Origin of the sequence: Pyxidicoccus xibeiensis (genome assembly GCF_024198175.1) — a bacterium.
In the GTDB taxonomy this organism is placed as follows: domain Bacteria; phylum Myxococcota; class Myxococcia; order Myxococcales; family Myxococcaceae; genus Myxococcus; species Myxococcus xibeiensis.
Genome location: NZ_JAJVKV010000002.1, coordinates 385,071 through 397,217, shown reverse-complemented (window position 1 = coordinate 397,217; position 12,147 = coordinate 385,071). Strand labels below are relative to the sequence as shown.

The window sequence follows — 12,147 nt, the reverse complement described above, 5'->3', positions numbered from 1 at the left end:
TTCGCAAGGCTGAGCCAGACGCTTCACGTTGCGAACACGCTGAGACAACTCCCGCACGTAGCGGGTTGCGCGAGCCCGGGCCGGAGGCCGTGGTACCGTAGGCAAGCCGCTTCTTCGTCAGGCGCCTCGCGTCGTTCGCCGCAGGGACCTTTGGAGTAGAGTTCGCCACCAGCCCAGGCGTCGGGCAGCGTTCCGCAACGAGGCCGGAGCCACGAAAAAAAGGCCGGCCTGACGTCCAACGGAGCCAAAGACTTCCACCAGGATCGCCTACCTACGAGCGGACGCTTAACCAGGCGGTAAGCGTCGCTTCATGATGCGGGACGACTTCGAGGGGGCGAGCCATGGGATGGTGAGCGCCACCGCATTCCCGGGGCGTCCCCCGAAGGCACCTCCTCTCCCTTAGGAAGAAACATGCTCAAACCCATCTCCCTGCCGCCCTGGGGACAGGTGCACCCCATCCAGAAGAGCGGGCGTGCCACGCACACCTGGCAGCATCTCTACCACCTGGGGCAGCGCTGGGATGAGTTGGTGGGCGCGGACATCCACGTGCTCCGCCACGAGGCCGAGCGGTGCACCTGCCCTCCCCCACCAGGAGCGGAGCGGAAACCGCTGCCCGAGGTGGCGCCCTCATGCCTCGCGCTGCTGGAACGGCACCATGACTGCTACTACGGCCCCGCCTACCTGCGAGAGCTCGCTCGCAAGGACACACGCGTCGGCAGGCAGTTGCGCGATTCCCAGCGCCTGCTTTGCTTTACGCCCCGTGGCATTCTTGTCTCGGTAGGGCTGACCCCGCCGATCTCCGTGCTGACAGCGTTCCGCCCGGACCTGCCTCTCAAGAGCAGCACCGGAACAGACGAGGAGTACTTTCAGGCCGCCGACCAGCGGTGGAGAAGAGGGGTGAGCACCATGTCCAGCCCGGGAACCTGGAAGGCCGAGGTGCTCCGAGCGCTCGAGGTGGCCAGTCAGCACCCCCCCACCCAGCCGGCGGAGGCCTGGGCCCTAAGCTGGGCCATCGGCCATTGCCGGGCGCTCTCCGCGGGGGAGCCGGAGGTGGCGGGACTGCTCCGGAAGGCTGAGAGGCTGCTGGCTCAGTACCGGCCGCAGCTCGTGGCGCTTCTGGAGGAGGAGCTCCGCGTGGCGCCCCTGCTCGCCGGGCTCAAGTCCTCGCTGGAGACCGGGCTTCCGGAGGAGGCCCAGGACCAGTTGCTGGCCCTCGAGGACATGCTGGTGGTGGCGGAGGTTCTCGGCTTCGAGGCGCACATCCAGCACATCCTCACCGAGGTCTCCCGGCTCGCTTCGCGCTGGCCCCCCGCGATGGCCGGTTTCGACGCGCTGGCCCGCCAGCGACTGGGCTCCTCGGGCCGGGCCGCCAGCTCGCTCTGGAACACCATGCTCACGGTCACCACCCATGCGCCCGCTCCCCGCCTGCCGGGGGTGCTCCAGTCCTGGCTTGAGCGCCTCGACGAGGCCAGGGACCTCCTTGGCCGTGGCGCCCGTAGCCTTGACGAGCGCCTCGGCCTGACCCAGGTCCGCCTGATTCCCCAGGCGGTCCTGGGCCATGCCCCCCCTGCGTTCGACGTGCACGTGGAGGGGGTCTGCCCCCCCGACTGGCCGCTCCGCCTCTTCATCGTCGACGCCCTGCACTCACGGGGCGAGCTCCTCCACGAGGGCGAGGACTATCGCCGCGACGGGGAGCGCTGGATCTTCGATGGGTGGCGCCTGGAGGAGGCGGAGGTCCCCGCGCTCCTCATCGCCCTCGCCGCGCCCTCGCTGCCCGAGCCCGCATCGCTCGAGCAACTTCTGAAGGCGGACCTTGCCGGCGCCTGGCTGACGGAGTTGCTGCTCAGCCCATCCAGTGGACGAACGCCCTGATCGACCACGCCTGCTCTTGCTCGCGCTGGGCCTTGCTCCGGCGTCCCAGGGCAGGCCCGCTCTCCGGGGCCTGCAGGCGCCCGAGTTCCACGGACAGCTGCGCCCCGCTCGCGAGGGTGCGCAACACGGCATTGCCCACTGCGAGGGCCGGGTCGAGCAGCACGGGCCAGAGGGGAGCAATCACGTTCCGGGCACCTCCCGCCAGCAGCGCACCGGCCAAGCCCGCCGCCTGATGAATCCAGTCTCCTACCCGCCCCGTCTGGCATGAGAGCAGGATGACCGTAGTGCCGGCCACACGCCGGGGATCCTCCGCGAGGCGCTCCATGCCTAGAGGCACCAGGGCGCCTGTGCCATCCACCAGGAGCAGCCGGGCCTGCCGAGGGCCATCCACTTCGCCGTGGCACAGCAGCATCGCCACATCGACCTCGGCGAACTCGCGGAGGATGTCGTCGGGAGAAGCAGGTCCCTCCACCAGAGCCGGGCATGGAATTCCCAGGGCCTGGCCGCAGGCGGCGCCCCGGCTCATGCGCACGCGCAAGGGCCCGAGGTCCTGAGCCATGCGGGCCAGCAGCGCGCCCATCTCGATGGAGTTGGGAATGGACCGCGGGGTACCGGGGCCGGGGTCGGCCACGGCCAGCAGCGTGCGCCGGGGTCGCGAGGGCGCGGGCCTCGTCTCCAAGTCGAGCCTGACGGCGCACGTGACGGGGACGGTGGGCCAGAGGTCCGCGGGCGCCAGCACCCGCAGCGCGCCGGTGGGCACCCAGAGAAGCTGGGAGGGATTGCGCGACAGCAGCCCCTGCAGCGGCCCGGCGATGTGCCGTCGCGCCCACTCCAGCAGGGTATGGTACTCCTCGCTCGGACCACCTGCGGTGAGCCCGCGAGCCACGGTGGCCTCGTCGTACGGGGGCGCTCCCGCGTCGAGCCGCGCGATGAGCACGCGCTTGTGTCCATCATGGGTAAGGACGGCGGCGAGCATGTCCCGCTCGCTTCCCAGCACGGCGACTACCGCTGCGCCGGGGCGGGAGCGCAGCCAGCTCCAGGTCCCCTCGAGCTCCGGCTCGCCCCGGAGAAACGCGGGCGCCTCGCGGCGCAAGACATCCAGCGCTCGCTCTATGGTCCGTCGGTCCCCGCTGCGAATGGCGGCGAGCCACTCCACCCAGCTGTGATGGGAGGCCCCCACTGGGCGGGCCGTGCGACCCGCGAGGCGCCGCTGCGCCGAGCCAACGGCCCGCACCATCCACCGCAGGACGAACTCCGCCCGCTCCCCCGAGAGCACGAAGCCGAGCCCATCGGCAACCCCCACCAGATTGTCGTCGGCGAGCCGGTCCGCCAGCACGCGGGCCACTGCCACTCCCAGGCGCGCTTCCAGGGCACCCGCACGCTCGTCGAGCAGCAGATAGGGACGGGCCTCATCGAGTGCGCTCCAACCCTCGCCTGCCGCCGCCTCGAGTGTGGCAATCGACGGAGCCACGCGGGCCAGCTCGAGGAGTGCCACCGCCGACTGCATGAGCCTCTCGTGGCTGCCAATCCGCCGCGCGGCCGCGAGTGCGCCGCGCAGGGCCTTCCGGCCCTGCTCCCAGAGCGTCCGGGAGTACGTGGCGGATAGCGACAGGCCGCTGTCGCGGGACAGGAGCAGAACGGCCACCGCCCTGCCGATGTTCTCGCAGGTCTCCCAGTGGTGGGCGGGGCTACGCTCCAGGGTGCGGATCTGGAGAATCTTCTCCGAGAGGTCCAGCCCCTCTAGGACCTGGGCAAGCGTGGACCCGGTCCGCACCCGCAGCAGCATGTCGGCCAGGTTATGGGCCGTGTAGGCCCAGACCTGCTCTGGCACTGACCGTCCCAGTGACTCCAGCCGCTGGCGCCAGAGGTAGATGGCCTCCTCATGGTTGCCCATGAGTTCGGCCAAATCCGCGAGGCAAATGGTACTGTAGTTGTCCGCGCTGTACTGGTCGGACGGGGACAGGCGGGTGCGGTCGATCTGCGCGAAGTGCTCCCGGGCCTCGCGAAGCAGTTCCTCCTTTCGCGGTGAGGGCAGTTGTGAGCCCAACATCGTCAGGGGCACCGCCAAGTTCAGCCGGGCCTTGGCCTGCTGGTCGGGCGAGTGGATGACCTCTAGGCGCTCCCGGGCCGCGTCGATTCCAGTCTGCAGATCCTCAAGGTACGTCCCCGTGCGGCGCTCGGCGCGCAGCTCGGCGAGGTTCATCCGCAGGTGCGCGGCCACGTCACCCTCGCCCGCAGCCTCGTACTCGCGAACACACCGTGTATAGAGCTGATCGGCCTCTCGCAGATGCTCGGCGATGTCGCCATCCGTGCGGTAGCGAGTCGCACGGGCTAGGGATTGCAGGGCCGAGCGGGCAGTCGATTCGCCCGGCTCACTCGACTCCATCACCTCGCGCGCCAGCTCCGCCGCCCGCCGGAAGTCGCGGACAGGATGGCTGTAGTGATTGCCCGGTGCCCACACATGAGACAGCTCGAGCAGCAGGATTCGCCGGACCTGACCGGCCGGCATCTGCCGGACGAGCTGCTCGGCCTCCCGGGCCACGTGCTCGACCTCCTCCCGCTGGGACAGGCTATGCTCGGCGACATGCGCCAGCAGGCACGCCCGCGCCACGGCGATCCCCGGCAGGGCTTGCGGCTCACGCTCGTGAGCAAGCTGGTCCGCCAGCGCACGAATCCCCTGGGGCGAGGAGTCTTCTCGCAGGTGGGCCTCTTCGAGACGCTGGCGGGCCTCGCTGGGGTCCTCTCCCCTGCTGCGAGCCATCCGCTCCGCCAAGTCCAGGTCGGGACCTCTCAAGCAGAAGAGGGCCTTGAAGAAAGCCCTGCCTGCGGGGTGGTCCAGAGCGGTCATCGCCGCGCTGGTGACATCATCGGGGACGGGGGTCTCCTTGCCCTGGATGGCGCGCCTGGCATTGTCCGCCAGCTCGGAATGGCGCCGTCCCAGCTCCTCGATGCGACGGATGAACTCGCGGTTGCCGGGCTGAAGGTGGACGAGCCGGGCCAGGAGCTTGAGCTGGATGCTGGCGGCCATGAGCAGAAGAGGCCCGTCGGCATGACGCGCTGCTTCTTCGAGCCTGTCGATGGCGCGGCGCAGGCGGACCGGCGCCTCCCGGCCCGGCAGGTCGTGCTCGGCCCTGGCCGCCGAGATGAGTGCCTCGGCCCGGAGGGAGCCCCAGTCGCGAACCTCCAGGGACCGCTCTAGGAGTGCCAGCGCCGCTGCGGCATCTCCCTCGCCCCCTCGCTCAAGCAGCGCATCCGCCATCACCTTCCAGAGCCTGGCGGACTCATGCGGGATGGGGCTTCCCATGGCTTCTGCCTCGGCATACAGCGCCAGGGCCCTCTGGATGTCTGGCGCCTCGCCCTTGCGCCAGGCATTGCCCGCGGACACCAGCAGGGAGAACATCTTCCCGTCATCCCACTGGATTCGTCGGGCCTCCTCAAGGGCTTCGCCCAGGACTTGGCGCGCGGCCGCGTACTGATCGGAATCCATGCGCTCGATGCCCTTGAGGATCTTTGCCTCGACTCGCTCCTCGGGCGTTCGCGCGAAGGCGAGCAGTGCATCCACGGCACGCTCGTAGGAGGCCATGTCGCCGGACACGGCCAGCTTCCGGCGGATCGTGACACGCAGCCTCAGGAGCCGAAACGAGGGCGTGCTAGCGGCGACCTTCTCCACCCGGTCCAGCAGCCCCTTGCCGGAGCCACCCGAGGCCTGGGCAACCTCGTCCGACAGCCGGTCGAGCAGGTGGGGATCGTCATTCTCCGAGAAGAGCCACTCCAGCACCGCCTCGGAGCGGTCGGGCCGTACCTCGGCGACGGCCAGGGCCATGCCCAGCGCCTCGCTCGGGAGGACTCTGCCTGGCGAGGGGAGTTCGCCCTGAGCGAGCGCCACGACCCAGCTAGGCACCGCATCGAGTCCTCCTTGGATCTCCTCGGGCATGCCGGCGGGCCGGACCGGAGGAGACCGGGGCGACTCCAGGCAGGCGCGTATCCACTGCAATCGGGTGCTCAGCGCCCGGGCCCTGTCGTTGGGGGGCACTAGCGCGAGCAGCTGCTCGGCCAACGCGGGTGTCCCGGGATGCGTCAGCGGGCCCGTGGCGAGCAGGCAATACACGACATGGCACCGGTAGCCAGAGAGCTCGTTGGCGGGGAGCAGGAGTTCGCCCGTGAACCATGTCGCGAACTCCTGCTGGGCCGGGGAGGACTCCAGCGCCAGCGCCGAAACCTGGTCGAGGCGGATCCGGGTACGGATGCGCAGGTTACGCTCCAAGGCGTCGGGTTCGATGTCAGGCGTCACGGCTCCGGCCTCCGCATGGCGCCAGGCACGCTCAAGCAGTCGCGGCTCCTGGCGCCCACACCTCCAGAGCGCGTCAGACAACGCCGAGCGGCTGTAGGCGTTGTCGCGGGGGCCTTCCAGCAGCAGCTCGACCTCGTCGCACCAGCGCAGGAGCTCAAGGCGGCGCTCCACGGGGGGCAGCAGTGCCAGCAGCAGGACGGCCGCGTTCAGCCGGGCATCCGGCTCTCGCGCGCTGGAGAGGAAGCCGCGGAGCAAATCGATGGCCTCCTCCTCCCGCTTCTCGAAAGCCAGGAGGTGGGCCCGGACCACCACATCTCGGAGGAAACGCTCCCCCTGCCGCAGGAGGTCCTGGCGGATGTCCTGTGGGAGGTGGCGGGCATGGTGTCCCATCAGGGCCTGGAGTACTTGGTCGGATTCCGCGTCGGTGGCGAGTTGGCCGGCGAGATAGCGGCGGATGAGCTCGATGAACTCGGCGGAGGGAGGCTCTCCGGGTCGCGGCCGGAGCCGCTCCAGGGTGAGCGCGGTCTGGTCGGCGGTGCCGGCCAGTTCCGCCTCAGCTTCAACGAGCCGTTGCCGGGCGCGGTCATCCTGCCCACCCTGCCGGTCGAGCAGGACGAGATACCGCGTGGCCTCGGCCTGGACGGCCTGATCGCCGATCTCCCGCGCATCCTCGAGTGCCAGCTCGCAGTGGTGGCGGGCATCGTCCAGCCGCTCCTGCTCCAGCAGGGACTTCGCTAGGCGAAGGCGAATGAGGTTGCGGTTGAAGCTGGGCCCTTGGCGAGCCAGCAGCCCGAGCGCGAACTGGAGGTGCTCCATGGCCTCGGTGGCCCGGCCCTGGCGGAGGAGCGCATAGCCCAGAGCGGCATGGGCCGGGACAGCGTGGAGGTCGCCAGCATCCGGAGGCAGCGTGGCCACAGCCTCCCGGGCCAGGGGGGCGGCGGCGGCTTCGTCCTCGGGGGTGCCCTGCTTGAACAGGAGTTCCGCGAGGGAAGCCAGGCGGAAGGCCTTCACCCAGGGCTCCCGCGCGAGGTCGGCGGCCCGGCGCCCATGGTGGATGGCCCGGGACAGGGCCTCCGGCTGGCCCTGCTCGATGCGCTTGACCTCCAGATCGCTCACGATGTCGTGCACGCGGTCCGCCATGCCCAGCGGCTCGGCTCGTGGGAGCAGGGCTACGAGCCGAACCACCCTCTCGGAGACCGCCTCGGGTAGAAGGGCCCGGCCTGGGTGCGAGGTAAGGAGCTCGGCTCGCGCCAGCACGCACTCCGCATTGATCTCCGCGAGGGCGTGCCCTGACGCACGGCCAAGCTCGACGGCGGCCCGCAGGTCCTGGAGCGCGGCGTCGTACAGCTCCGGCCTGTCATGCGCGAGGGTTAGGAGGGTATTGCCACGCCGGAAGCGCAGGTCAGACTGCTCCGCCGGGTCCAGGTCCAAGACAAGCAGGCCGTCAATCAAGGACAGCCGGAAGGGAAGCAGCTCCTGGCGGCCCAGCGCATGAATAGCCTCGATGGCGCTCCGGGTGAAGCGATACACCTCGACAATCATTGACGGAGTGCCGCTCAGCCAGCGCAGGCACTGCATGCACAAGAGCAAGCGCGGGAGCGTGTCAGCCTCATCGAGGTGCGCATGGATTTCCTCCAGCAGCGCCCCGTCCAGCGCCGGCGCCGGCTCCGCATCGACAGCCTGCTTGAGGGAGCCGAGCGTGACGCCATGGGGACCGCCCGCCTGCTGGGCGAGCACGACCGCGCGAGCATGGAGCTGCCTCCAGGAGGAAATATCTCGGGCCATTCACTGGCACGATAGTGCAGCGGCGACAGAGCTGCCTGGCCATGATGGGTCGCGAGTGCCCTGGCAGCACAGCTCACACGCACCTAGCCTGAAGCGGATGTGAGAGGCCCCGGAGCACAAAAAGGCACGGTAAGCCACGCCCCCAGCCTAGCCCGGATCGGTCACACCGGGCGCTGACACTGGGTGGGTGTTGCAGCGTAACCTGACGGTGGCCGCGCGCTTGGCCTCGCATCGGTTCTGGTTCCGGCAACGGGCAAAGCCCGGCCCTCTCCTGCCGGAGCCGGACCCGCGCGAGATTGTCAAAGAGCCGCGAGCGTCAGGAGGGAGTGGGGACGTCGCGCAGTTGCTCCGCGATGCGTGTGAAGAGGCCTTTCACTGGGGCGGCAGCGATCAACGACAGGACGACGCGGCGGATGCTCACGCGGACGACGGCGGCCACCTTCAGCAGCTTGAGCCGGAGGGTGCCCGCCTGCGCACGCTCGAGTTCGGTGCCTTTCAGGCCGAAGTGCCGCAGCAGGTTGAGCAGTACGTAGGCCACGGAGGCGAACCACAGTCGCAGCTGGTTGGCCCGCATCGTGTGGGCGCTGGTTCGGTCAGCGAAGAGGCCCAGCTGCTGCTCCTTGATGCGGTTCTCTATGTCACCTCTGGCGCAGTACAGCTCCTCGTAGAGCGCCCGCGCTGGGTGCTGCTCCTCGCAGAGGGACGTCACGACGAAGCGAGGGTTGTGCTCGTCACCCAGCCACTCGGCCTTGGCCACCACGCGGCGCTCCCGCGTCCAGGAGTTCCCCCGACGTTTCGCCTTCAAGACAGCTACTCCCGTGGGGCGTCGGGCTCCGTTACCCAACAATTCCCCCAAAGGCCCAAATGAAAAAGGCCGGCTGCCCTTGGGGCAACCGGCCTTTTTCTGTTCTGGAGCCGACATCCGGATTTGAACCGGAGACCTACTGATTACGAATCAGTTGCTCTACCAACTGAGCTATGTCGGCGAAACGAAAGGTGGGCGCGAAGTACCATGGGGGTTTTGCGGGGGCAAGGAGAAATGATCAGCCCCGTTTCACGCGCCATCCCCGCTCCCCTGCCCGCCCCTTTGATCTGCAACCGCTCCCGCCACCCCACCGTGACAGCCATGACACACCGCGTCTGCCCCCGGTGACACAGCGCGTTGCCATAAGTGCCCGTCATCCCTCCAGATTCTGGAGGAACAGGCGCTGCTTGGCGCGGTTGAAACCTCCCAGCGGCTATGAGCATAAGGGCCGCCATCCAACGCGTGCCCCCCTCCTTTTGGTGGGGCCCACAAGGAGCGGTTCCCGTCATGGCCAGCGAAGAGAATTTCATGCGCGCCCCGGCCCCCTCGCCCAAGCGCACCGTCTACACCGAGGCGATGGAGATCTTCCATCGCGCCGCGGACCTCATCAAGCTGGACAAGCGCGTCCGCCTCGAGCTGGAGGAGCCGGACTACGAGCACATCTTCTACGTCACGGCCAAGCTCAAGGACCGCCTCGTCCCCCTGGCACCGGACCGCGCGAAGTCCTTCTCCGACCTCCCGGAGACGCAGGTCCGCAACAAGGAAGGTCTGGAGCTGCTCGCCAACGGCAACATCATCCTCAACGGCCGCGCCCTGCTCGGCTCTGACGTGGCCATCCGCCAGGGCCACCTGCGCCTGCCGGACGGCAAGGTCTACCAGTTGGTCCCCGGTGAGTCGCAGCGCTTCAAGGCCTACCGCGTCCAGCACAACCAGGCCCGCGGCCCCTACAAGGGCGGCCTGCGCTACCACCGTGAAGTGTCCCTGGACCTCTTCAAGGCGCTGGCCGCGGAGATGACCTGGAAGACGGCCATCTCCGAAGTGCCGTTCGGCGGCGGCAAGGGCGGCATCCAGATCGACCCGCGCGAGTATGGCAAGGAGGAGATCGAGGCCATCACCCTGCGCTTCATGTACCGGCTCAAGAGCCTCATCGGGCCGAACATCGACATCCCCGCCCCGGACGTGGGCACCAACCCGGACATCATGGCGCTGCTGTACCGCCAGTTCTCCGACGGTGAGCGCGAGCGCCACAACCTGCGCGGCATCGTCACCGGCAAGGACGTCCGCATCGGCGGCTCCGAGGGCCGCGGCAAGGCCACCGGCCAGGGCGTCGCCTACTGCATCGAGGACTACTACGCCGACCGCGGCGAGTCCGTGAAGGGCAAGACGTTCGTCCTCCAGGGCTTCGGCAACGTGGGCAGCCACGCCGCCCTCATCCTCGGCCACATGGGCGCCCGCCTCCTGGCCGTCAATGACTCCGACGGCACCATCTACAATGGTGACGGCATCGACGTGAACGCCCTGGCCGCCTATGTGGCGGACCCGAAGAACCTCAAGCGCAGCGTGCTCGGGTTCCCTGGCGCCCAGAAGATTGAGAAGAAGGACCTCTGGGACGTCCAGGCCGACATCCTCGTCCCCGCCGCGCTGGGTGGCGAAATCACCGCCGACGTCGCCGAGCGCCTCAAGGTGAAGCTCATCGCCGAGGGCGCCAACGGCCCCACCACCCCGGAAGCCGACCGCGTCCTCCAGAAGCGCGGCATCGAGCTCATCCCGGACATCATCGCCAACGCCGGCGGTGTGACGGTGAGCTACTACGAGTGGATCCAGAACAAGCGCATGGAGCGCTGGAGCGAGGCCGAGGTCGACCAGCGCCTCGAGCGCGCCATGAAGCGCAACTACCGCATCATCCGCGACATCTCGCGCAACCAGCCGCGCAAGACGGAGATGCACGACAGCCGCCAGTACTGCATCGGCGAGGCCGTGGACACCCGCTGCGCCGCCATGATTCTCGCGCTCAAGCGCATCGAGGCGCACTACCTCCTCGAGGGCTTCTCGCAGTAGTCCTCCGCGAGCTCCCACCGCTGTAACGACGAAGGGCACGGCCTCCCACGTGGAGGACGTGCCCTTCTCGCTTCCAAGGCCCGGACCGTGCTTTCGCGGCCCCCGCGTTCCGGGAGCGACGGGCCGCGCAGCCCTTCACGGGCCCCGGCAGTGCTTCAGTGCATCACCCGCTCGCGGTCCACCAGGAGCAGGGGCGCGTCGTCCTGCGTCTCGTAGGCCACGATTCGCAGCCCCACCCCGCGGCTGCTGCCCTCGCGCCCGTCCTTGCGCCCGAAGGCCAGGGCCACCTGGTAGCGGACCTCGCACAGGCACGTCATCTCCGTGCCGTCCTCGCCGGCGAAGGTGACTTTGAGCTTCTCGCCCAGGCCCACCGAGTCACGCACCTCCACGAACATGCCCCTCGCGCTGATGTTGCGCCCCACGCCCCGCATCATCCCGTCCTGCGTGGTCAGGTAAACCGTGAAGACCTTGTCAAAACGAAGGTGGGTACGACGCTCCTGCGGACGCTCGAACACTGGGGGCTACCTCCCGGAACAGGTGGTGACAGGCACACCCTACATGGTAGCCATATGTAGGCAAGTTCTTCACCTACATCCACCCCCACCCACCCACGAACCCATCCACGAGACAGGTGCCGCGCTCCAGTCCCAATGGCACCATGCCAGGCTGAACCCCCGTTCCCCGGAGTCCCCTCTCGTGAGTCGCTTCCTGGTTGCCGCCGTCTCCCTCCTCCTTCCCGCGCTGGCCCTGGCCGACGTGGACTCCCGCTTCGCGAAGCTGCGTGACGAGTCCGAGCCGCTGGGCGGGCTGGGGGCCTTCCTGGAGAAGTACATCGGCGCGTGTGAGGGCGCGCTCGTGGACCCGCAGTGCAAGGCGCAGGCGGAGGCCTTCCGGAAGAAGTACCAGGGCAAGCGGCTGTACATGATCGTCACCGAGGACGACGCCACCATGCTGGCCCCCGGCCCCTACGACCCCGGCACGGGGGACTACACCATCAACATCACCCCGTTCTTCCCGGGTGGCCGCTACGCCCTCACCCACGGCACGCCGAAGAAGACGGACGCCAACGGCAACCCCCTCCTCCCGTTCCTGACCGTCACCGGCACCGTCCCGGAGGGGTGGAACGCTCCGATGTTCTCCCGCCTCTTCTCCATGCGGGGCGTGCGCGTGCAGGTGGTCTTCACCCCGCAGGGCGTGTGGAGCCTGCCCAAGAAGGGCGGCGGGAAGAACCATGGCGTCACCGCCCGGGTGGAGGGCCTGCTCGTCTCGGAGGGCCGCACCGGCAATCCGCTCGGCCTGTGGCTCAACGGCAAGGACGCCAACAAGCAGTAGCGCT

5 protein-coding genes, 1 tRNA gene and 1 pseudogene are annotated in these 12,147 nt (G+C 68.9%); 3 read left to right on the top strand and 4 right to left on the bottom strand.

The annotated features are described in order from the left end of the window. The first annotated feature begins 411 nt into the window (after positions 1–411). Positions 412–1,872 carry a hypothetical protein gene (locus LXT23_RS09775; RefSeq protein ID WP_253979840.1) on the top strand — a complete coding sequence of 487 codons (1,461 nt, stop codon included), beginning with the start codon at positions 412–414 and terminating at the stop codon, positions 1,870–1,872. Here LXT23_RS09775 and LXT23_RS09770 read toward each other — a convergent pair. The 3 genes and pseudogenes from LXT23_RS09770 to LXT23_RS09760 all read right to left on the bottom strand — a co-directional run bounded on the left by LXT23_RS09770 (position 1,844) and on the right by LXT23_RS09760 (position 8,934). Beyond that, positions 1,844–7,900, bottom strand: a complete 6,057-nt coding sequence (locus LXT23_RS09770) for a CHAT domain-containing protein (protein WP_253979839.1) — start codon at positions 7,898–7,900, stop codon at positions 1,844–1,846. The genes LXT23_RS09775 and LXT23_RS09770 overlap by 29 nt on opposite strands. A 364-nt stretch (positions 7,901–8,264) precedes the next feature. Further along, positions 8,265–8,732: pseudogene (locus tag LXT23_RS09765) on the bottom strand (transposase); the annotation flags it as partial. Between the two features lie 126 nt (positions 8,733–8,858). Next, positions 8,859–8,934 (bottom strand) — tRNA-Thr (locus LXT23_RS09760). A 326-nt stretch (positions 8,935–9,260) separates the two neighbouring features. Between LXT23_RS09760 and LXT23_RS09755 the strand changes: the two genes are divergently transcribed. After that, positions 9,261–10,811, top strand: a complete 1,551-nt coding sequence (locus LXT23_RS09755) for a Glu/Leu/Phe/Val family dehydrogenase (protein ID WP_323378867.1) — start codon at positions 9,261–9,263, stop codon at positions 10,809–10,811. A 155-nt stretch (positions 10,812–10,966) separates the two neighbouring features. On the opposite strand, the gene LXT23_RS09750 is transcribed toward LXT23_RS09755, so the two are convergent. Then, a complete protein-coding gene (locus LXT23_RS09750) occupies positions 10,967–11,326 on the bottom strand; it encodes a PilZ domain-containing protein (RefSeq protein WP_164000386.1) in 360 nt (119 codons plus the stop codon). A gap of 181 nt (positions 11,327–11,507) precedes the next feature. Between LXT23_RS09750 and LXT23_RS09745 the strand changes: the two genes are divergently transcribed. After that, the gene (locus LXT23_RS09745) at positions 11,508–12,143 is read left to right on the top strand and encodes a DUF6066 family protein (protein ID WP_253979837.1); all 636 of its coding nucleotides are present in this window, start codon (positions 11,508–11,510) and stop codon (positions 12,141–12,143) included. Positions 12,144–12,147: the final 4 nt, after the last annotated feature.

Bases quoted from the DNA above. Each gene is read 5' to 3' on its own strand.
- LXT23_RS09775 (WP_253979840.1), top strand. From the start codon at position 412: ATGCTCAAACCCATCTCCCTGCCGCCCTGGGGACAGGTGCACCCCATC.
- LXT23_RS09755 (WP_323378867.1), top strand. From the start codon at position 9,261: ATGGCCAGCGAAGAGAATTTCATGCGCGCCCCGGCCCCCTCGCCCAAG.